Origin of the sequence: Streptomyces sp. NBC_00996, assembly GCF_045162675.1 — a bacterium.
Taxonomy (GTDB): Bacteria; Actinomycetota; Actinomycetes; order Streptomycetales; family Streptomycetaceae; genus Streptomyces.
In genome coordinates this window covers 4,426,753-4,447,407 of sequence record NZ_CP108723.1, presented here as the reverse complement: position 1 = coordinate 4,447,407, position 20,655 = coordinate 4,426,753, and the positions used below count along the sequence as shown (strand labels likewise).

At 70.5% G+C, this 20,655-nt stretch carries 18 protein-coding genes, 1 tRNA gene and 2 pseudogenes; 9 read left to right on the top strand and 12 right to left on the bottom strand.

Annotation, left to right across the window (positions count from 1 at the left end):
• Positions 1 to 34 precede the first annotated feature (34 nt).
• Together OG390_RS20920 and OG390_RS20915 are read right to left on the bottom strand one after the other, a co-directional pair.
• Complete coding sequence (locus OG390_RS20920; protein ID WP_406170002.1) at positions 35 to 2,566, bottom strand: ABC transporter permease; 2,532 nt, start codon at positions 2,564 to 2,566, stop codon at positions 35 to 37.
• Between the two features lie 99 nt (positions 2,567 to 2,665).
• A complete protein-coding gene (locus OG390_RS20915) occupies positions 2,666 to 3,436 on the bottom strand; it encodes an ABC transporter ATP-binding protein (RefSeq protein ID WP_399086999.1) in 771 nt (256 codons plus the stop codon).
• Between the two features lie 426 nt (positions 3,437 to 3,862).
• On the opposite strand from OG390_RS20915, the gene OG390_RS20910 reads away from it, so the two are divergent.
• From OG390_RS20910 to OG390_RS20895, 4 genes are all read left to right on the top strand, one after another.
• Positions 3,863 to 3,945: transfer RNA gene (locus OG390_RS20910), tRNA-Leu, on the top strand.
• A 375-nt stretch (positions 3,946 to 4,320) separates the two neighbouring features.
• Positions 4,321 to 5,019, top strand: coding sequence for an SDR family oxidoreductase (locus OG390_RS20905; protein WP_406170000.1), 699 nt, complete (start codon positions 4,321 to 4,323; stop codon positions 5,017 to 5,019).
• Positions 5,020 to 5,195: 176 nt separating this feature from the next.
• Positions 5,196 to 6,371: a 4-hydroxybenzoate 3-monooxygenase gene (locus OG390_RS20900; protein ID WP_406169999.1), complete on the top strand. Its 1,176-nt coding sequence runs from the start codon at positions 5,196 to 5,198 to the stop codon at positions 6,369 to 6,371.
• 200 nt (positions 6,372 to 6,571) lie between these two features.
• Entirely contained in the window at positions 6,572 to 7,456 is an 885-nt protein-coding gene (locus OG390_RS20895) for a Bax inhibitor-1/YccA family protein (protein ID WP_406169997.1), read from the top strand.
• 141 nt (positions 7,457 to 7,597) lie between these two features.
• Here OG390_RS20895 and OG390_RS20890 read toward each other — a convergent pair whose 3' ends face one another.
• The gene (locus OG390_RS20890; RefSeq protein WP_165342835.1) at positions 7,598 to 7,828 is read right to left on the bottom strand and encodes a DUF4287 domain-containing protein; all 231 of its coding nucleotides are present in this window, start codon (positions 7,826 to 7,828) and stop codon (positions 7,598 to 7,600) included.
• Positions 7,829 to 7,932: 104 nt separating this feature from the next.
• Between OG390_RS20890 and OG390_RS20885 the strand changes: the two genes are divergently transcribed.
• Complete coding sequence (locus OG390_RS20885) at positions 7,933 to 8,244, top strand: hypothetical protein (protein ID WP_406169995.1); 312 nt, start codon at positions 7,933 to 7,935, stop codon at positions 8,242 to 8,244.
• A 169-nt stretch (positions 8,245 to 8,413) separates the two neighbouring features.
• Here the strand turns inward: OG390_RS20885 and OG390_RS20880 are convergent, their stop codons facing one another.
• The 3 genes from OG390_RS20880 to OG390_RS20870 all read right to left on the bottom strand — a co-directional run bounded on the left by OG390_RS20880 (position 8,414) and on the right by OG390_RS20870 (position 12,031).
• Positions 8,414 to 9,205 (bottom strand): hypothetical protein, encoded by a 792-nt coding sequence (locus tag OG390_RS20880; protein WP_406169994.1) that lies wholly within the window; start codon positions 9,203 to 9,205, stop codon positions 8,414 to 8,416.
• 277 nt (positions 9,206 to 9,482) lie between these two features.
• Positions 9,483 to 10,703, bottom strand: coding sequence for an acetyl-CoA C-acetyltransferase (locus OG390_RS20875; protein ID WP_406169993.1), 1,221 nt, complete (start codon positions 10,701 to 10,703; stop codon positions 9,483 to 9,485).
• A 308-nt stretch (positions 10,704 to 11,011) separates the two neighbouring features.
• On the bottom strand, positions 11,012 to 12,031 hold the full coding sequence (locus OG390_RS20870; protein ID WP_406169991.1) for an SGNH/GDSL hydrolase family protein: 1,020 nt from the start codon (positions 12,029 to 12,031) through the stop codon (positions 11,012 to 11,014).
• A gap of 143 nt (positions 12,032 to 12,174) precedes the next feature.
• Here OG390_RS20870 and OG390_RS20865 point away from each other — a divergent pair, with 143 nt between their 5' ends.
• Positions 12,175 to 13,569, top strand: a complete 1,395-nt coding sequence (locus tag OG390_RS20865; protein ID WP_369247112.1) for a cystathionine beta-synthase — start codon at positions 12,175 to 12,177, stop codon at positions 13,567 to 13,569.
• Positions 13,570 to 14,077: 508 nt separating this feature from the next.
• On the opposite strand, the gene OG390_RS20860 is transcribed toward OG390_RS20865, so the two are convergent.
• Together OG390_RS20860 and OG390_RS20855 are read right to left on the bottom strand one after the other, a co-directional pair.
• Complete coding sequence (locus OG390_RS20860; protein ID WP_406169989.1) at positions 14,078 to 14,515, bottom strand: hypothetical protein; 438 nt, start codon at positions 14,513 to 14,515, stop codon at positions 14,078 to 14,080.
• A 10-nt stretch (positions 14,516 to 14,525) separates the two neighbouring features.
• Positions 14,526 to 15,678: pseudogene (locus tag OG390_RS20855) on the bottom strand (SulP family inorganic anion transporter).
• Between the two features lie 54 nt (positions 15,679 to 15,732).
• Here OG390_RS20855 and OG390_RS20850 point away from each other — a divergent pair.
• A pseudogene (locus OG390_RS20850) lies at positions 15,733 to 16,220 on the top strand (IS200/IS605 family accessory protein TnpB-related protein); the annotation flags it as partial.
• A gap of 300 nt (positions 16,221 to 16,520) precedes the next feature.
• On the opposite strand, the gene OG390_RS20845 reads toward OG390_RS20850, so the two are convergent.
• The 4 genes from OG390_RS20845 to OG390_RS20830 form a co-directional block, all read right to left on the bottom strand.
• Positions 16,521 to 17,213, bottom strand: a complete 693-nt coding sequence (locus tag OG390_RS20845) for a carbonic anhydrase (RefSeq protein WP_406169987.1) — start codon at positions 17,211 to 17,213, stop codon at positions 16,521 to 16,523.
• Between the two features lie 103 nt (positions 17,214 to 17,316).
• The gene (locus OG390_RS20840; protein ID WP_406169985.1) at positions 17,317 to 17,523 is read right to left on the bottom strand and encodes a hypothetical protein; all 207 of its coding nucleotides are present in this window, start codon (positions 17,521 to 17,523) and stop codon (positions 17,317 to 17,319) included.
• A gap of 1 nt (position 17,524) precedes the next feature.
• The gene (locus OG390_RS20835; RefSeq protein WP_399087025.1) at positions 17,525 to 18,025 is read right to left on the bottom strand and encodes a cysteine dioxygenase; all 501 of its coding nucleotides are present in this window, start codon (positions 18,023 to 18,025) and stop codon (positions 17,525 to 17,527) included.
• Between the two features lie 40 nt (positions 18,026 to 18,065).
• Positions 18,066 to 18,956: an amidohydrolase gene (locus tag OG390_RS20830; RefSeq protein ID WP_406169982.1), complete on the bottom strand. Its 891-nt coding sequence runs from the start codon at positions 18,954 to 18,956 to the stop codon at positions 18,066 to 18,068.
• A 166-nt stretch (positions 18,957 to 19,122) separates the two neighbouring features.
• Here OG390_RS20830 and OG390_RS20825 point away from each other — a divergent pair, with 166 nt between their 5' ends.
• Together OG390_RS20825 and OG390_RS20820 are read left to right on the top strand one after the other, a co-directional pair.
• Entirely contained in the window at positions 19,123 to 20,127 is a 1,005-nt protein-coding gene (locus OG390_RS20825) for a LacI family DNA-binding transcriptional regulator (RefSeq protein WP_399087029.1), read from the top strand.
• A gap of 127 nt (positions 20,128 to 20,254) precedes the next feature.
• Entirely contained in the window at positions 20,255 to 20,605 is a 351-nt protein-coding gene (locus tag OG390_RS20820) for a DUF1330 domain-containing protein (protein WP_406169980.1), read from the top strand.
• The last annotated feature ends 50 nt before the right edge of the window (positions 20,606 to 20,655 follow it).

The following is a 20,655-nucleotide window of genomic DNA, read 5'->3' as shown; positions in this document are numbered from 1 at the left end:
GAACGGGGCCCCTTTCTCGTACCGCCCGGACGCGCTACTCCGACTTGATCGCCGTCAGCATGTTCAGACGAGCCGCCCGCCGGGCCGGCCACAGCGCCGCCAGGACGCCGACCGTCGCCGCCAGGAGGAGGAAGATCCCCATCCGGGCCCAGGGCAGGACCAGTTCGTACGTCGCCATCTTGCTGCCCAGCAGCTCACCGGCCGCCCAGCCGAAGAAGACGCCCAGGCCGATGCCGAGGACAGCGCCGAAGAGCGAGATGACCAGGGACTCCAGGCGGACCATGCGCTTGATGCCCTTGCGGTCGAGGCCGACCGCGCGCAGCATCCCGATCTCCTGCGAGCGCTCGAAGACCGACATGGCGAGGGTGTTGATGACGCCGAGGACGGCGACGATGACCGCCATCGCGAGCAGGCCGTAGAGCATGTTCAGCATCAGCGTGAACATCCGCGCGATGCCGTCGGAGATGTCCTGCTTGTCCTGGACCTTGATGGCCGGGTTGTCGCCGAGGGCCTTCTCCAGCTTGTTCTTGGCCGCGTCCGACGTGCCGTTCGACGTCTTCAGCATGACCTGCATGTCCGAGGCGGTGTCGGTCTGGTGGGGCGACAGCGTCGCGTTGTCCACGATGATGCCGTGGATCATCTCGTTGCCCTCGTAGACACCGGCGACGGACAGCCTCCCCTTCTTCCCGTCCTCGTACGAGACCGTGAAGTCCGAACCCGCCTTCCAGCCGTGCGACTTGGCGGTGTCCTGGTCGACGACGATCCGCTCACCGCCGACCTTGAAGGAGCCGTCGCTGATCGTCAGGTCGGTGAGCTTGGTGATGGCCGCGCCGTTGACGCCGGTCAGGAACTCGGTCTGCCGGTCGACGCGTGAGGGCGCGTCGCGCAGGGAGCTGATGTCCGTGATCCCGTCGACCCCGGCGAGCTTCTTCTCGACGTCCGGCGAGAGGGAGTTGCCGTTCGCCATGGAGACGACGTAGTCCGCCTTGAGCGCGGAGCCGGCCATCTTGTCGATCGACTTCTGCAGGCTGCCCGCCATCACCGTCATGCCGGTGATCAGGGTGAGGCCGATCATCAGGGCGGAGGCGGTGGCGGCCGTACGGCGCGGGTTGCGGACCGAGTTCTGGCGGGCCAGCTTGCCGGAGACCCCGAAGACGCGGAGCACCGGGGCCGCCGCAGCGATCAGCGGGCGGGACAGCAGCGGGGTGAGGACGAAGATGCCGATGATCAGCAGGACCGCGCCGAAGCCCATCGGGGCCTGGCCGTCCGAGCCGTCCATGGTCGTCGCGTAGAGGACCACGGCGACGCCCGCGGCGGCGAACAGGGCCCCGATCGTGTTCCGCAGGACCAGGGACTTCGTCGTCGCCTTCGCGTGCACGCTGCTCATCGCGGCGACCGGCGGGATCTTCGCGGCGCGGCGGCCCGGCAGCCACGCGGCCAGCATCGTGATGAGGATGCCGACGAGCAGGGCCGTCGCGACCGTACCCGGCGAGACGACCAGCGGTCCGTCCGGCACGGTGGCGCCGAGCGTGCCCATCAGGGAGCGCATCCCGGCCCCGATGCCGATGCCCGCGGCCAGACCCGCGACCGCCGCGACCGCGCCGACCACGAACGCCTCGACGAGGAAGGACCGGGTGACCTGCCTGCGGGAGGCGCCTACGGCGCGCAGCAGGGCCAGTTCCCTGGTGCGCTGGGCGACCAGCATGGTGAAGGTGTTGGCGATGATGAACGTGCCGACGAAGAGCGCGATGCCGGCGAAGACCAGCAGGCCCGTCTTCATGCCGCTCATCGCGGAGGAGATCTGCTCGGCCTGGTCGTCGGCGAGCCGCTGCCCGGTGGTGGTGGAGGCGACGTCCTTCGGTACGACGTCGTCAAGGGCGTTGCGCAGCGCGGTCTGGCTCGTGCCGGGCGCCGCCTTCACGTCGATCTCGTCGTAGGAGCCGACCGAGTGGAAGAGCTTCTGCGAGGTCGCCGTGTCGAACAGGGCGAGGCTGCCGCCCGCGGCCACGTTTCCGTCGTCGGTGGTGAAGATGCCGGTGACAGTGGGCGTGAGGACGGGCCCGTCTACGGACAGCCGTACGGTGTCGCCGACCTTGTAGCCCGCGCGCTTCGCTGTCTCCGAGTCGATCGCCACCTCGCCCGTCCCCTTGGGCGCGTGACCGCTCGTCAGCGGATACCGGGGGTCCTTGGCTCCCCAGTAGTTCCCGCCCTGCGACTGGAAGCCGCCGCCGATCAGCTTGCCGTCCTTGTCGGCGATGGCGGTGAAGCCGTTCACGACGCCGATGGCGGAGGCCGCGCCCGGGACCTCGGCGGCCTTGTCGAGCAGCGGCTGCCTGAGCTTCGCCGTCTTGCCGACGGTGTCGCCCTCGTCCGCCCGGCTCTCCGGCTGGATGGCGACGTCGACCTGGTCGAAGCCCTTGGCGGAGCTCTTCTGGTAGGCGTCCGAGATGGTGTTGGTGAAGACCAGGGTCCCCGACACGAACGCCACGCCGAGCATCACGGCGAGCACGGTCATCAGGAGCCTGGCCTTGTGCGCGAATACATTGCGCAAGGCGGTACGGAACATGGGTTTCTCAGTCCAGGAGGGTTGCGTCGACGGGTGGGCGCGGGCGATCGGGCCCCGGTCGGCCGTTGCGGGACGGGGGCTGGGACCGGGGCCGGTGGGTCAGCTCGTGCGGCCCTTGCCGTCGAACTGCTTCATGCGGTCCAGGACGGAGTCCGCGGTCGGCTCGTACACCTCGTCGACGATCCGCCCGTCCGCGAGGAAGACGACACGGTCCGCGTAGGCCGCCGCCACCGGGTCGTGGGTCACCATCACCACGGTCTGCCCCAACTCCCGTACGGAGTTGCGCAGGAAGCCCAGCACCTCCGCGCCGGAGCGGGAGTCGAGGTTTCCGGTCGGCTCGTCGCCGAAGATGATGTCCGGGCGGGAGGCGAGGGCGCGGGCCACGGCGACGCGCTGCTGCTGGCCGCCGGAGAGCTGGGAGGGGCGGTGGCCCAGACGGTCGGCGAGACCGATCATCTTGATGACCGTGTCCAGCCACGCCTTGTCCGCCTTGCGGCCCGCGATGTCCATGGGAAGCGTGATGTTCTCCAGGGCCGTCAGGGTCGGCAGCAGGTTGAATGCCTGGAAGATGAAGCCGATCTTGTCCCGGCGGAGCTTGGTGAGCTGCTTGTCCTTGAGGGAGCCCAGCTCGGTCTCCCCGATGCGTACGGAGCCGCTGCTGAAGGTGTCCAGGCCCGCCACGCAGTGCATCAGCGTGGACTTGCCGGACCCGGAGGGACCCATGATCGCGGTGAACTCGGCCTGACGGAAGTCGACGGTGACCCGGTCGAGGGCGACCACCTGGGTCTCGCCCTGTCCGTAGACCTTCGACAGTTCCGTGGCACGGGCTGCCACAGCGGTGGTTCGGCCGGCGAGGGGAGTGGTGGTCACGGGAGGGTGCTCCTGTCGGACGACGACGTTTCTGGGGGACGTGTCCCATCGTCGGGTGCGATCCGCGACATGTAGTCAGCCGCTGTTCTGGTTCCGGGGGCAGCCTGCGGTCGGACCGGGAGCGGTCGTGTCATACCTGGGGATGACAGGACTCCCCTGAGCGGTCTCCGGGTAGGGCCACGGCACCCGCGGGGGCGACCTCGTGGAAGCCGCGCCTTCCAACGGTGCGTTCGGAGGGTGAAATTCCGTCATTCCGCAGACGCCGCCCCGGAGCGTCCGAAAGGCTGTTGGCAAGTGCGGATGGCCCGTACCGAGGGCTGATGCACCCTCAGGCGTCAATAAAATAAGACAACATCGGGCCGCCCGTCCGCTGTTCGAGGGATGCGCCCCGATAGGCTCGGAACCTCGATGCGGAGCCCATGGCCTGCCCGGATGGTGGAATGCAGACACGGCGAGCTTAAACCTCGCTGCCCCTCGCGGGCGTACCGGTTCAAGTCCGGTTCCGGGCACTTCCCGCACCTGCAACGCAGGCACGGGCCACAGTCGGAGTACTCCGAAAGCGGCCCGCTGGTTGCATTTCTGGTTGCTGTCGCCCTCCCCGGAGGGCGTCCCCTCCCCTGGTTCGCGGCGTCCCTCGTCGACTTGCGCGGCATGCGCGTACGGCTTGGTGACGGACAGCCCTGCCACGTTCTCGCCGGTCGGCCACGGGCACGTCCGGCACGCGCGGCTCGGCCATCGAGTGCGCGAAGAGGTATCGACGCAGGTGCCGTCAGGTGCCGTCAGGTGCCGTCAGGTGCCGTCAGGTGTCGGGTGGAGCAGCCGCTGTCCTGGGCCTAGCGTCGGAAGGAAGGAGTCCTCCACATCCACTCGCAGGGAGGATGATCATGGACATCAAGGGTTCGGTAGCCCTGGTCACGGGAGCCAACCGCGGCATCGGGCTGGCCTTCGCCCAGGCACTGCTCGCTCACGGCGCCGCCAAGGTCTACGCCGGCGTCCGGGAGCCGGAGACCGTCCGGGGCCCCGGACTTGTTCCGCTGCGACTGGATGTCACCGACGAGGAGCAGGTCGCCGCAGCCGCACATGCCGCCGACGATGTCGGCATCGTCGTCAACAACGCCGGGGTCGCCGGTGGCCCGTCCCTCCTCGAGGGGTCGTTCGACGGTGCCAGGCGCGAGATGGAGGTCAACTACTTCGGCACCTGGGCCGTCTCGCGTGCGTTCGCGCCCGTATTGGCGGCCCATGGCGGCGGAGCGCTGGTCAACATGCTGTCCGTGGCGTCGTGGGTGGCCAACAGGCGGCTTCCGAGCTACGCGGCCTCCAAGTCCGCCCAGTGGTCGCTGACGAACGCCTTCCGACTGGCGCTGCGGGAGCAGGGCACGCTGGTGGTCGGCGTGCATGCCGGCTATGTCGACACCGACTTGGCGGCGGAGATCGACTCTCCGAAGATCCTCGCGTCCGATGTGGCCGAGAAGACGATGGCGGCGCTGCTCGATGACGAACCCGAAGTACTGGTCGACGAGACCACCCGCCAGGTACGCGCGGCGCTCTCGGGGGAACTGGAGGCGCTGTACGCCGATCGGTGACCGCCTCGGCGCGCCGCCGGCCGGCCTGCTGGGCAGGCCGGTTGACGCAGATCCCTCGGTGACGCAGGACTTCGCCGTCGAGCGTTGACAGCAGGCGCGTGCGGTCGGACACTTCCTTTCAGGAAATGGTGAAATAAATTTCACTGAACGAACAACGGACGCGAAGGGGCGTGCCGATGCGTACCACCGTCGGGATCATCGGGGCCGGGCCGGCCGGGTTGCTGCTGGCGCGGTTGCTGCACAACGCGGGGATCGGGTCCGTGGTGCTGGAGAGCCGGCACCGGGCGTATGTGGAGCAGCGGCAGCGGGCCGGGATCCTGGAGCAGGGGACCGTGGATGTGCTGCGGGCCGCCGGGGCCGCGGAGCGGATGGACCGCGAGGGGCTGCGGCACGACGGGATCGAGCTGCGGTTCGCGGGCAGGCGGCACCGCGTCGACTTTCCCGCGCTCACCGGCGGGCGTTCCGTGATGGTGTACGCGCAGACCGAGGTGTGCAAGGACCTCATAGCCCTGCAGCTCAAGGAGGGCGATCCGCTGCTCTTCGGGGCCGAGGCGCTCGCCGTGGAGGACGCCGGGAGCGCGCGGCCGCGGGTCCGGTTCACCTGTGAGGGGCGCGAGGACGTGCTCGAGTGCGACTACGTCGTCGGGTGCGACGGATTCTGGGGCGTCGCCCGCAAGGCCGTACCGGCCGAGCTCTCCCGTGTCTTCGAACGGACGTACCCCTTCGGTTGGCTCGGCATCCTCGCCGATGTCCCGCCCTCGCACGACGAGCTGGTCTACGCCCGCCACGACCGCGGCTTCGCCCTGCTCAGCATGCGTTCGCCCGCCGTGTCCCGGCTCTATCTCCAGGTGCCGCAGGGCACGGACGCCCAGGCGTGGAGCGACGAGGAGATCTGGGACGAACTGGAGCGGCGCTTCGCGACGGACGACGACTGGCGGCTCGAGCGTGGGCCCATCACCTCCAAGTCCGTCACCCCGATGCGGAGTTACGTCCACGAGCCCATGCGGCACGGGCGGGTCTTCCTCGCCGGGGACGCGGCGCACATCGTGCCGCCGACCGGCGCGAAGGGGCTCAACCTCGCCGTCGGCGACGTCGTCACCTTCGCGCGGGCACTGGCGTACAAGAAGCAGACCGGTTCGAGCGAGCTGCTCGACGCCTACTCCGAGACCTGTCTGCGCCGTGTCTGGCAGGCCGAGCGGTTCTCGTACGACATGACGACCCTGCTGCACCGCGACCCCGAGGCGACCCCCTTCGAGGACCGCATCCAGCTGGCCCGCCTGGAGCGGGTCGCGAGCACACGGGCGGCCGAGACCGACCTCGCGGAGGGCTACACGGGCTTTCCCTTGGAGTAACCGGAATAAGAGGGGGTCGAGGTGGATCGAGAGGGCACACGTGGTGGTGTCACGGCTTCGTACCAGTGCGGGCAGGGCATGGGACACACGCGTACCGTGGCACCACAAGGGAAAGATCCTCCCCAAGCAGTAGGGTCAATCCTTTGCCTACCTATTACTCTTGAGCCCAAGGCCGCGCAGGGTGGCTATGGAGGAGCGAAATGAGGAGCAGTAACCCGGTCTTCTCGCGACGGGGGTTCAGCCGCGACAGCGGCTACGCGGGCTTCAACGCGGCGCCGCAGGCCGGGGGACCCGCTGTCGGCACCCAGGGCAACCCGTACGCCCAGCAGGGCGGCAACCCCTACGCGCAGAACCCGTACGCCCAGCAGGACCTGCAGCACGGCGCTCCGCCGCAGGCCCCGGTCACCACCACCGGCCGTATGACGATGGACGACGTCGTCATGCGCTCGGCCATGACGCTCGGCACCGTCACCGTCGGCGCCATCCTGGCCTGGGCGCTGCTGCCGGTGTCGTCCACCAGCTACGGCCTGGCCATCGGCTCCGCCCTGGTCGCCTTCGTGCTGGCCATGGTGCAGTCCTTCAAGCGCACGGCCTCGCCCGCGCTGATCCTCGGTTACGCCGCCTTCGAGGGCGTCTTCCTGGGGGTCATCAGCGAGATGTACAACAGCCGGTGGTCGGGCGCGCCCTTCCAGGCGGTCCTGGGCACCATGGCGGTCGCCGGCGCCACCCTCCTCGTCTACAAGGCGGGCTGGATCCGGGTGACCGCGCGGTATGCGCGCATCGGCATGGCCATCGCCATCGCGTTCATCGTCGTCATGGCGGTGAACCTGCTGCTGGTCGCCTTCGGTGTCGCCGGGGACGGCGGACTGCGGAGCATGGGCCCGCTCGGCGCGATCGTCGGCATCCTGGCGATCCTGATCGGCGCGTTCTTCCTGACCCTCGACTTCAAGCAGATCGAGGACGGCATCGCCTACGGCGCGCCGAAGGAGGAGGCCTGGCTGGCCGCGTTCGGCCTGACCCTGACCCTCGTGTGGATCTACGTCGAGATGCTGCGCCTGGTCGCCATCTTCAGCGGCGACGACTAGAACGACGGAACAGGCCGGTCATGACCGGTAGTGCGTACCCGGTACGCGCCGTCAGCAGGTGACCGAAGGGCCCGTGAACCAGTGGTTCGCGGGCCCTTCGTGGTTCTGTCGTCGGATGCCTGTCGTCTCGGTGGTGCGCGCTCAGAGCAGTTTGCGCGCGGCCCTCCTCAGGTCGTACTCGTGAATAATCGCCTTGGCGTGGCCGTACGCGAGATCGTGTTCGGCGCGGAGCCAGCTGACCTTCTCCTCGAAGCGGAAGAGAGCGGGGCCTTCGTCGACGGTGCGAAGCCAGTCGGAGACTTCACGACCGGTGCAGTGGGGGATGCGGGCGAGCATGTTGCGATGGGTCTCCTCGGAGAAGACTTGGGACATCGGCGCCTCCGGACGCAAAGGGGATGTAAGCCGGTCCTTCACGCCACCGTGCCTGAGGGTTGGGTTGTTGGCAACAGTCCTGCTGCGACGCGTACGCTCGCCGCGTGCTTGATACGACGCCGTTGACCCGTGCCGTGGATCACTTCGCCGACCGGTTGAGGGCCGCGCCGCAGAGCAGGCTGCAGCGGGGGGCCGCCGCCGAGGCACTGGGGCTGGCCAGGGAGTTGGCACGCCGCGCCCAGCGTCTGGAGGATCCCTCGGGCGAGCCCCGTGAGATGCCCGACGCGGGGATGTTCGCGGCGGCGGATCAGATCACCGTCGCCGCGCACGACTTGGCGGTCGCACTGAAGGGCGAGGAGGAGCTGGCGGAGGCGGTGGCGCTCGTGGCGGAGGCACAAAAACGCGCCGGAGTCTGAATCGACTCCGACGCGGGCGCTTTGCCGGGTGGTGCGGAAAACTGCGGGCGGTTCTTTCGGCTGCGGGTCTGTTGTGGCTGGTTGGGCCGCGGGTCCGTTTTGGCTGGTCGCGCCCACGCGGCGGAGCCGTATGGTGTCACAGCCCTGCGCCCCTGACGGGGCGCTCCTCCTACAGCGACGCGATGACGCGGTCCGCCAGGATGTAGACGTTCTCCTCGCCGTAGGCGAAGGTCAGGGCGTAGGCACCCGAGACGCCGGAGCCGCCGAGCAGGACCGGGGCCTCGCCGGCGCGCAGGGCCGCGGCCAGCTGCTCCGCGGTCTCGCGGTGACCCGGCGTCATGCACAGGGTCGTACCGTCCGCGAAGACGTAGACGTCGAGGGTGCCGAGGGGGCCGGGGCGGACGTCCGCCAGCTCCGTGCGGGACCCGGCGAGTTCCTCCAGGCAGGCCACCGTGCGCTCATGGTCGTTCACGACGGGCGACTGGACCGGTACGAAGTCGGGATGCGAGGGGTGGCGGCGGCGGGCCGCGGCGAGTTCGGGGGAGTCCCCGGCGAACTCCTCGGCCTCCAGGCCGGCCTCCGTCACCGGCTCCAGGGGCTCCAGGCCCACGAAGTCCGACGGCCGCGACAGGAACAGCTCGCTGTCGGGCAGCCCGAGCAGCGAGGGCATGTCCGTGGCGTCACGTGCCTCCTGGGCGGCCCAGAACGCCCGGGCCTCGGCGAGCTCCCGCTCCCGCTCCTCGGCGAGTGCCTCGGCGACGGCAGCGCGTATCTCGTCCGCGTCCGCGGCCGTGCGGGCCGCGGGCACGAGGCCGCGCGCGGCGCCGACGCGGCTTTCGGCGAGTTCGGCACGCAGGGCCGCGACCTGCCGCCGCAGTCCCTGCAGGGTGCGCAGAACGGCGACGCCCACGGCCGCGGCGGCGGCGGTGGTGAGCAGCAAAGCAATCGGCGTGGCGCTCACTGACGTACTCCCGGTTCCAAAGTCGACCCCCCGACTTCCTACATCAGCTTGAAGGGCGGACCACCGAGCTGTCAGTGCGTAACGTCACGAAAGGGACAGGACTTTGGCCCTGATGTTTAGTCGCGCAGCGCCTCTGACCTGCGTAAATGCCGTTCTTGAGGGACATAGGTCACATTTTGGGGGGGGATTGGATCACGAATCGGCCCAGAGCCCCGGTGTTGCCGGGTTCTGGGCCGATTCGGTCACGCTGGGTTCAACTGTGGCTACTCGTACGGCACTAGCTGAGGCGCTCGATGACCATCGCCATGCCCTGGCCGCCGCCGACGCACATCGTCTCCAGGCCGAACTGCTTGTCGTGGAACTGGAGGCTGTTGATGAGCGTGCCGGTGATGCGGGCGCCGGTCATGCCGAAGGGGTGGCCGACGGCGATGGCGCCGCCGTTCACGTTCAGCTTGTCCAGCGGGATGTTCAGGTCGCGGTAGCTCGGGATCACCTGGGCGGCGAACGCCTCGTTGATCTCGAACAGGTCGATGTCGTCGACGGTCAGGCCGGCGCGCTGGAGGGCCTGCTTGCTGGCCTCCACCGGGCCGAGGCCCATGATCTCGGGGGAGAGGCCGGTGACGCCGGTCGAGACGATGCGGGCGAGCGGGGTGAGGCCCAGCTCGCGGGCCTTGGTGTCGCTCATGATGACGAGCGCGGCGGCGCCGTCGTTGAGCGGGCAGCAGTTGGCGGCCGTGACCATGCCGTCGGGGCGGAAGACCGGCTTCAGGCCCTGGACGCCCTCCAGGGTGACGCCGGCGCGCGGGCCGTCGTCCTTGCTGACGACCGTGCCGTCGGGGGTGGTGATCGGGGTGATCTCGCGCTCCCAGAAGCCGTTCTTGATGGCTTCCTCGGCGAGGTTCTGCGAGCGGACGCCGAACTCGTCCATGTCCTGGCGGGTGACGCCCTTCAGGCGGGCCAGGTTCTCGGCGGTCTGGCCCATCGCGATGTACGCGTCCGGGATCAGGCCGTCCTCGCGCGGGTCGTGCCAGGTCGAGCCCTCGGTCTGCGCGACGGCTTCGGTGCGGGCCTCGGCCTCGGCGAAGAGGGGGTTGTGGGTGTCCGGGAGCCCGTCGGAGGTGCCCTTGACGGACCGCGACACCATCTCCACGCCCGCCGAGATGAAGACGTCGCCCTCGCCCGCCTTGATGGCGTGCAGGGCCATGCGGGAGGTCTGGAGGGAGGAGGAACAGTAACGGGTGATGGTGCACCCCGGGAGGTGGTCCATGCCCATCTGTACGGCCACGATGCGGCCGAGGTTGTGGCCCTGCTCGCCGCCGGGGAGGCCGCAGCCGAGCATCAGGTCGCCGATGTCCTTCGGGTCCAGCTCGGGGACCTTGGCAAGGGCTGCCTGGATGATCGTGGCGGTCAGGTCGTCGGGGCGTACGTCCTTCAGGGAGCCCTTGAAGGCGCGGCCGATCGGGGAGCGGGCGGCTGAGACGATCACGGCTTCGGGCATCACGGCTCCATTGGCGTACGGGGGGAATCGCTGGGCTGAGTGGGAAGTTACCCGTACGTACCCGCGAGGTCACCGCTATCGGCGTGTGACTCCGGCCGCACTTTTCTAAGCGCTTGCTTTTCTCTGGCGGGGGCGCCATCGGGGGGTGGGGGTGGTGGGGGTGTGGTTTTCGCCCCCTCTGCACCTACCTGTCCCGTTCCTTGAGGGCTCCGCCCCCAAACCCCCTGGGGTTGTTTCTTCGGCCGCGGGTGGGTGGGGGCTTGTCGCGCAGTTCCCCGCGCCCCTGAAGGACGCGGGGAACTGCGCGGTCACGGGGAAGGAGCCGGAGCCGGGTCCGTGGCCGGGAGGCGGCGCCGCCGGCGGCGCTTGAGGAGGGCCCAGGGGCCGCGCGGGCCCGTGGGCATGGCGGCGGTGACCTCGGTGCCGGGCTCCGACGCGGCCTCGGCGGCCGCCCGGGCGACCGGCAGGAAGCCCTCGTGACGCGAGACGTCCGGGCGCTCCTCTTCCGCCGGCCAGAGGCCCAGCGCCGCGCAGACCGTCGGGAGCACCGCCATCGCCGCCGTGGCATACCCCTCCGCCGAGGGGTGGTAGTTGTCGGGCCCGAAGAGTTCGCGAGGGTTCGCCTCGAACTCGGGGCCCAGCAGGTCGCCCAGCGACACCGTGCGGCCCCCCTGCTCGACCGTGCCGATCGTCTGCGCGGCGGCCAGCTGGCGGGACGCCCGCCGCGCCAGCCACCGCAACGGCTGCTGGACCTGCTCGACCGTACCCAGGTCGGGACAGGTGCCGACCACCACCTCCGCCCCGGCGGTGCGCAACCGCCGTACCGCCGAGGACAGATGACGCACCGAGCGCGTCGGCGGCATCCGGTGCGTCACATCGTTCGCGCCGACCATGATCACGCAGATGTCGGGCACCCGCGAGGTGTCCGCGAGGGCGAGTGCCACCTGGCGGTCCAGGTCGTCCGACTGGGCCCCGGGCAGTGCCACGTTGCACAGCTCCACCGGCCGTTCGGCCACCGCGGCGAGCCCGGAGGCCAGCAGCGCGCCCGGCGTCTGGCGGGCCCGGTGCACACCCTGGCCCGCGGCCGTGGAGTCGCCGAGCATGGTCAGGCGGAGCGGTGGCCCGTCAGGACCCGTGTACGCGTAGCCGTACAGGCCGTCCGCGCGGGGCGCGTGAGTGTGTCCGTTGCCCACATGGCGTTTCGCCAGCTGCACCTCGGCCAGCACCAGACCGACGGCGGCCGCCCCGACCAGGCCGATACCGCCGCCACCGTACGCCGCCCCCGCCGCGATGCGCCGGGCCACCCTCGCTCTCGACAAGCTCGACATCCGTCGCCGCCACCTCCTCGTAGCCGTACAACCACTGCTTGCCCCGTGGACCAGGTCGGCCAATCTCAACGGCGCGTGAACGGTCCTTCAGGGCCTTAGGCTGACGGGACCATTCCTTTTGAAACGCAGCTCCGGAGACAACGGTGCAATTCCACGACTCGATGATCAGTCTCGTCGGCAACACCCCGCTGGTGAGGCTCAACAACGTGACCGCGGGCATCCAGGCGACCGTCCTGGCGAAGGTTGAGTACTTCAACCCCGGCGGCTCCGTGAAGGACCGCATCGCCCTGCGCATGATCGAGGCCGCGGAGGAGAGCGGCGCCCTCAAGCCGGGGGGCACGATCGTCGAGCCGACCAGCGGAAACACCGGCGTCGGGCTGGCCATCGTGGCGCAGCAGAAGGGGTACAAGTGCATCTTCGTGTGCCCCGACAAGGTGAGCACCGACAAGATCAATGTGCTGCGCGCGTACGGCGCCGAGGTCGTCGTCTGCCCGACCGCCGTCGACCCCGAGCACCCGGACTCGTACTACAACGTCTCCGACCGGCTGGTGCGCGAGACGCCCGGCGCCTGGAAGCCCGACCAGTACTCCAACCCCAACAACCCCCTTTCGCACTATCACTCCACCGGACCCGAGCTGTGGGAGCAGACGGAGGGGAAGATCACCCACTTCGTGGCGGGTGTGGGGACCGGCGGGACCATCTCCGGCACCGGGCGGTACCTGAAGGACGCCAGTGACGGCAAGGTCCAGGTCATCGGCGCCGACCCCGAGGGGTCGGTGTACTCCGGCGGCTCCGGGCGGCCGTATCTCGTCGAGGGCGTCGGCGAAGACTTCTGGCCGACCGCGTACGACCGGACCGTCGCCGACGAGATCGTCGCCGTGTCCGACAAGGACTCCTTCCAGATGACGCGGCGGCTCGCGAAGGAAGAGGGGCTGCTGGTCGGCGGCTCCTGCGGCATGGCCGTCGTCGCGGCGCTGCGGGTCGCGGAGCGGCTGGGCCCGGACGACGTCGTGGTCGTCCTGCTCCCCGACAGCGGGCGCGGCTATCTGAGCAAGATCTTCAACGACGAGTGGATGGCCGACTACGGGTTCCTGGAGGACTCCGGCCCGAGCGCGCGCGTCGCCGACGTACTCAACGACAAGGCGCCCGGCGCCATCCCCTCCCTCGTCCACATGCACCCGGACGAGACCGTCGGCCAGGCCATCGAGGTGCTGCGCGAGTACGGCGTCTCGCAGATGCCGATCGTCAAGCCGGGAGCCGGGCACCCGGACGTGATGGCCGCCGAGGTCGTCGGGTCCGTCGTCGAACGCGAGCTGCTCGACGCGCTGTTCACCAAGAGGGCCTCCCTGGAGGACCCGCTGGAGAAGCACATGTCGGCGCCGCTGCCGCAGGTCGGCTCCGGCGAGCCGGTCGGCGACCTGATGTCCGTGCTCGGCAGCGCCGACGCCGCGATCGTCCTCGTCGAGGGCAAGCCCACCGGCGTCGTCAGCCGCCAGGACCTGCTGTCCTTCCTCGCCAAGGGTGGCGCCAAGCAGTAGGGATGCGCCGGGAGACAGGAAGAAATCTCCTGAAGTACCGCCATGGACAGGGATCTTCCGGCCGTTTCGGCGGGGAACTTCGCGGAAGTGGTACGAGCGCGTCACGTCCGCGCAGCACACGCTTAACACGCGTCCGGCACATTGGTGGGTGTCGGCAGGGCGGTGGGGATACTTCCCAGGCGTTAAGCACTGGGGGAGGCTCCCCGCCCCGGCCGGCACCGAAAACGGCGCCAAGGACCTCCGGAGCGGCTCCCGGACCTCCATGACGCCACGGACGCGCAAGCCCGGCCCTGACCCGGCCCGCGTCCCTCGCGGGGACCGCCGTCGTCCCGCCCCCCGGTAACGGGGGTGCGGCGGTCCCCGCGCACCACGTGGAAAGGGCCCGGCACCTGTGAAGGTGCCGGGCCCCTCTTTTGCGCCTGAACCGGCGCCGCTCTCGCGGACCTGGTTGATCGCCGTCGTGGTTCCTCAATGAGTGGTTACGGCGTTCGTCGCTTCAAAAGCGGGGTTACTCGTCCCAGTCCGAGCCCTGTGAATTGTCCTTGCGGCGGCCGAAGAAGTTCGGGGACTGCCGCGCGGCCTGCACCACGTTGACCCCGACGATGCCGCCCCAGGCGACCAGCAGGCCGGGCAGGTGCGCGACACCGCCGCCGATCGCGGACAGCGGGATCGCGAGGACGAGCGAGACGATCCCGAAGCCGAAACGCTCGCCGAAGGAGTCGGACGACTGGGGTGACCGCGAGCCCCGGGCCACCACCATCTGCTGTTCGGCGAGCTGGCGCCGTACCCGGCGGTCGACCGCGCCGTCGAGGCGCTGCTCGACCTTCTCCAGGAACGAGTCGACCAGCGCGGACTCGTACTCGTCGCCCAGCTCCTTGCGCGCATGCAGGGTGGCGTCGAGTTCCTTCTTCAGTTCGGCGTCGCCGCGGGCTTCCATACCGGTCATGGTGCTTACGTTAGGGAGCCGAGGTCCCCGAGGCACTGGGGATAGCCCCCTTGTTGGAACTGGGCTGCGCCCCCGACGGCAGCACCCCGAGAGACTCCAGGACCTTGCGATGACCCCGTTCGACTCCGGTGATGCGGACCTCGACGCCCCGGCCCCGCAGATCCCCCACCGCGTCCTTCAGCGCCAGCGCGCCGGTCGCGTCGACCGCCGTCAGCCCCGACATCCGCAGGTCGACCGCCGACACCCCGTGCACCTCCGCGAGGCTGCGCCGGAAACGGTGCGCCGCGGCGAACAGCAGCGGCCCGTCGAAGCGGTACGTGACCTCCGCGCACCCCGGCCCCTCGTCGGCGGCGGCGGGGGTGAGCCGGCTGCCCCGTACCGCCGCGCGCAGGGCGAGCAGCACGGACACCGCGAGGCCCAGCAGTACCGCCCGCACCAGGTCGAGGGCGAGCGTCGCGAACGCGGTGAGTGCCAGCACGAGGGCGTCCCCGCGGGTGGCGCGCGCCATCGCCCGTACGGCGTCCGTCTCCACCATCCGTACGGCGGTGGCCAGCAGCACCCCCGCCAGCGCGGCCGGCGGGATCCGTGCCACCAGCGGGGCCGCCGCCGCGACGATCCCGGCGAGGATCACCGCGTGCGTGAGCGCGGCGAGACGGGAGGCCGCGCCGGTACGGACGGTCGCCGCCCGGCACGGGCACACCCAGCGCCGACGGCACCTGCTGCAACGCGATCACACACGCGATGCCGACGGTGAATCCCGCGATCACGGGAGCGGGCACGTACGCCATCGCGGCCCCCGTCCGCGCGAACGCGAGCGCCAGCAGCATCACTCCGGCGATCAGCCCGACGGTCAGCACCCCGTCGGCGCCGTACTCGTGCACGATCGGCACGAGCACGACGGTCATCGCCCCCGTGGGCCCACTGACTTGTCTCGCCGATCCGCCGAACAGCGCGGCCAGCGCCCCCGCGACGATCGCGGTGGCCAGCCCGGACGCGGCCCCGAGCCCTGAGGTCACCCCGAACCCGAGCGCGAGCGGAAGGGCGACCACGGCGACCGTGAGCCCGCAGAGGAGGTCGCGCCGCGGCGCGCGGGTCATGGAGAGGAAGTCGGCGGGAGCGGGGAGGACGGAGAGGGCCCGGGTGAGGGCGGGGGATCGCTTCATGGCGGGTGTGGCTTCTTCGCGTGGGGAGTGGGTGAGTCGAGGGACACGCCGCGCCGCCGCGAGAAGCACGGACGCCGACGCCGGTTCAGACAGCTGATCTCCGGCATGCCCACCGGCAAGCTCCGCGCCCGGCTCACCTCCATGGCCGACGCCACCGGCATCGCCATCATCGCCGTGGACCCGGCCTACACCTCCAAGTGGGGCGCCCAGCACTGGCAGAAGCCCCTCACCGCGAAAAACCGCACCACCACCCGTCACGATGCGGCGAGCATCGCGATCGGACGACGCGCCCAAGGGCATCCGATCCGGCGACGGACGACACCGCCCCCTGCCCACCAGAGCGATGGGCAGGGGCATCGGGCCGTCCAGGCCAGACCGGATGCCGTCGGGCGTGAGGGACCCCGCCCCCGCGACCCCGGGCCACGCACAGGATGTGTGCAGCCGGACGTGGAGAGTGCGCGGGCGACCAGGACATCCAAAACCGTCGGGATGTCCGCAGTGACCAGGTATGGGTGCAACACTCACTCCTGCTCACTGATTAGGAACGGTTCCGGCGGCGGACGGTGGCATGGGCGACGGCTGCCGCTGTGGGGCGGATGCGGCATCCGTCAGCCACCGCTGTGGCTACCGCTGCAGGCGTGGACGCGCAGCCGTGACGGATCGCCACGACGGTGGGTGCGGGCGTGGCAGCCACCCCGCTGCCGCTGTGGGCAGTCGTTCTGCGGGGCGATGGGCCCTCTGCCGAGCGGACCGAGAGCTTGGGGGAGGGTGGGCACAACGGGCAGCGCCCGGTGCCGTCGGAACAAGGGCTCAGGGCAGCAAGGGCGCCCCGTGGCAAGGGCTCAGGGCAGCACGGCGACCCGCCCGCTGTCGAGATCGAACCGCGCGGCCGCCACCTCGGCCGGGGCGAACGCCGGGTCCGCCCGGATGGCGTCCCGCACCCACGCCGCATGGGCCCGCACGGTGAGATCGGCCCAGTCACCGGGCAGACCACAGGTCCGCCGAGCCGCCGGCATGATCTCGTCCACCAGCAGCCGGAGATGTCCCGGCACGGGCGCTCCGTCGCGAAGATGCGCGAGCGTCGCCGCGACGGCCCCGCACCGCTCGTGCCCCAGCACGAGCACCAACGGAATGTGCAGCGCCTCGACCCCGTACTGGACGGACCCGAGCACCGCCTCGTCCAGCACCTGGCCGGCGGTCCTTATGCAGAGCAGGTCCCCGAGCCCCTGGTCGAAGACCAGCTCGGGCGGCACACGGGAGTCGACGCACCCGACGACGACCGCGAACGGATGCTGCTCGGCGGCGAGGACATGCCGCCGCGCGCTCCCTTCGTGCGGATGCAGCGGGCGCCCGGCGGCGTACCGCCGGTTGCCCGCGAGCAGTTCGGCGAGGGCCCCGCGGGCGGTCGTCGGGTGCGGATGCGGATCTGGGTGTCGATGCGGAGATGGATCCGGCGCGGCGGCGGCCGAAGCGGCCGGGGTCGCGGTGAGCGCGGCGGTGGTCGCCGCCAGAAAGGCCCTGCGATTCGAGGGCATGACGCTCCCTCAGGAGTTGTTCGTGTAGCGCTCATTCACAGTAAGCACATGAGCACGCACCCTGAGTGTCCGTTTAATGGCCCTTGGTTGATTCGTCGTCAGATCATCGCCGCGGCGATACCGGCTCTTGATCGGGTACCGGCGGATACGCCGTCCGCTCCGGAATGTGCGCCGTGTTGCGCCGTGCGACCAGCCGGTACAGCAGCGCCGGTACGGCGAGCCCCACGATCCACGACACGTCCGCACCGCCCAGCGGCGCCACCGACGGGCCCGAGCAGAAGCTCGTCGCGAGGAACGGGAGTCTGGGCATTTCAGGCGGCCGGAGTGTCCAGTGGTCGCAGCTCGTCGGCGTACGAGACGGAGATCCGGCGCATCAGGCCGTCCTCGGTGATGTCGTACTGGCCGAGGCGCCACAGCGGCGGCGAGTACGCGTGGATCGAGACCGCGTCGTCGGTGGCGCCGGTGAGACGGTGGATGTGCTCGGGGCCGAAGCAGAACGAATCGCCCGCGCCGACGGTGACGGACAGGTGGCTGCCGCCTATGCGCGGGTTGGATTCGTCCAGTGCGCCCTGGACGACGGCGACCGCACCGGAGGAGATGTCGTGGTCGTGCCAGCCGGTGTCGTTCTGCCGGGTCCAGCACAGCAGCCAGACATCGACGTACTCGTCGCGGTACAGGGACGCGTAGTGCCGCTCCTCGTCGGAGAAGGCGACCTGTTCGCGCCAGAGGTCGGGGCGGACGGCGAGATCGTCGACGAGTGCCCGGAGTTCGCGCTTGTCGAGCGTGCGGTCCGGCAGGGCCTCGTACGTCATGGATGGCTCCTCTCGTGTCGTGTCGGTCGCGTGGCGTGGCTCAGGCCGGGCCGCGCAGCAGACGGGCGGGGTTGACGGTGCGCAGGGCGTGGACGGCGGCGTCCGCGCCGAGGTCGGGGATGACGGGGGGTGCGTAAGGGCGGTCGCTGCCGCTGACGACCACGTCGATGCCGACGGCCCTCACGAGTGCGTCCACGGCGCGCGTTCCGTAGGACGAGGTCTCGTAGAAGGCGTCGAAGTCGACCTTGCCGCGCCCGCCGCCACGGGCGACGAGCCGCTCGCCGTGCAGCGGGGCCAGGCCCGCGAGGGCGGCGAAACAGACCCGCAGGTGCGGGTGCCGGGCGCGGCCGAAGGCGCGGAAGGCGAACCAGGACGCGTGCATCTGGTGGAGGTAGGGGACCAGGGCGGGCCACCACGGCGGGGCGTCGGGGGTGGGTGGGGCGGCGCCCGGGTGGACGAAGAGGGGTTTGTCGTGGTGGGTGAGGACGTCGAGGAGGGGGGCGCGGCGGTCCCAGCCGGCCGCGTCGAGGAGCGCCGTGGCGGGGAGTTGGAGACCCGCGCAGCCGCGGCTCAGCTCGCGGGCGACCGCCCCCGGGTCCGGTGCCGTCAGACAGGGCGAGGCCCAGACGCCGAAGGGTGCGGGCAGGGCGAGGGCGCCGTCGTGGAAGGCGGTCAGGAGTTCCCCGGCCTCGGTGGGCGGCAGGTGTTCGATGCCGAGCGGGCTGGACAGGGAGACCAGGGCCAGGTCGAGGCCGTCGGTGCGGGCCAGCTCGGTGCGGGCCGCGATGTCGTGGTCGGCCGGGTCGACCTCGTAGGGCGGCTCGCCCTCCAGGTGAAGGGTCCAGCCGTCGAGGTACGGCGGCGTGGTGCGGGCGCGCAGCAGCTCGATGAAGGCGGGCGGCCAGATGTGCTGGTGGACGTCGGTGGGCACGCGGCGGTCCTCGGGGCGGGATGGTCTGACTGGTCTGAGCGTGGTTAACCGATTCACTTATACGGTTAACTTAAGCGGTTAACAAGCCCTTCTGTCAACTGTTCGGCCAGGGAGCGGAGGGCGCCGCGTGCCCACAATGCGGACGGGGCCCGGTAGGCTTCCCGGCATGGCCAGGCCCAACAAGCGCACCACCCTCCGGGAGGTGGCCGAGGCCACGGGCCTCTCCACCGCCGCCGTCTCCTATGCCCTGCGCGGCAAGCACGTCTCGAAGGAGACCGAGGAGCGGGTACGCAGGGCCGCGGCCGAGCTCGGCTACGAGGCCGACCCCATCGCCCGCGCCCTCGCCAGCGGCCGCACCAGCATGGTCGGCGTTCTCGCGGGCGACCTCCAGGACCTCTGGCAGCAGCAGCTGATGGCCGCCATCGGCCGGGAGCTCCTGGCCGGCGACCGCTTTGCGCTGATCCTGGACGCGGGCGGCGACCCCGACCGCGAGCTGGCCCTCGCCAAGCAGCTGCGCGACCAGCGGGTCGACGCGCTGCTGGTGTCTCCCGTCAATCCCTCGGCGGAGGGCTGGGCCGCGATCGCCGACGCGCTCCCGGTAGTGGCCGTCGGGGACTCGCTGAGCGCCGCCCGCACCGCCGGGCAGGTGATCTTCGACAACAGGGCCGGTATCGACGCCGTACTGGAGTACCTGCACGGCCTCGGCCACCGCAGGGTGACCGTGCTGACACCGACCCGGCCGAGCACGCCGGACCGCCCCGCCGACGTATATGTCCGCGAGGCCGCCGACCGCCTCGGCCTCCGGGCCGAACTGGTCCCCTGTCCACAGGAGTTGGGCGAGGCGACCTTGGTGGCACGGCGCGTCCTGGACGGCGCGCGCCCCGCGACCGCCGTCTTCTGCTTCTCCGATTCCCTCGCATACGGGGTGTACGCGGCCGCGGCCGAGGCCTCCCTCGAAGTCGGCCGCGACGTCTCCGTGGTCGGCTTCGACGACCACCCCGTCTCCCGGGTGCTCACCCCGCCGTTGACCACCGTCGACTGGGGGCTGGCCGAGATCGCCGCGGAGGCGGCTCGACTGACCGTCGCGGCGATCGAGGGGAAGCGGGTGCGCAAGAAGCGGATTCTCTGCGCGCCTCGGATGAGTGAGCGGGGCTCGGCGGTGCGGGTGTAGGGGCCCGCCGGCCTCGGCCAGGGCTTACCCCGGAGGTAATCGACCGCGCTCCCGCGGCACGGCAGGCTTCATGGCAACCGCTCCGGCGCCGCCGGCCACCGGGGTGTCACCCGCCGAAGGAGGGCCCATGTCCGCGTACGCCATAGCCAACCTGTTCCCGACCGGCCTGAACGAGGACATCCTGACCTACATCGAACAGGTCCAGGACACCTTCGCCGCGTTCGGTGGCCGGTTCCTCGTCCACGGCGCCCGCGCCGAAGTGGTGGAGGGGGAATGGCCGGGGGACATCATCGTCGTCGAGTTCCCCGGCATGGACAGCCTCAAGGCGTGGTACGCGTCTCCCGCGTATCAGGAGATACTGTCGCTGCGCAAAGACCACATCGAGGGCAACTTGTTGTTCGTGGACGGCGTTGCGGCCGACTATGACGCGAGGAAGACAGCGGCGGAGCTCAGGGCCGCGATGGCGCCGGGTCGCTGACTCGTCCCGGCGTCCCCGAAGCCCCACGGTCGTGTCCTCGAAGAAATGCC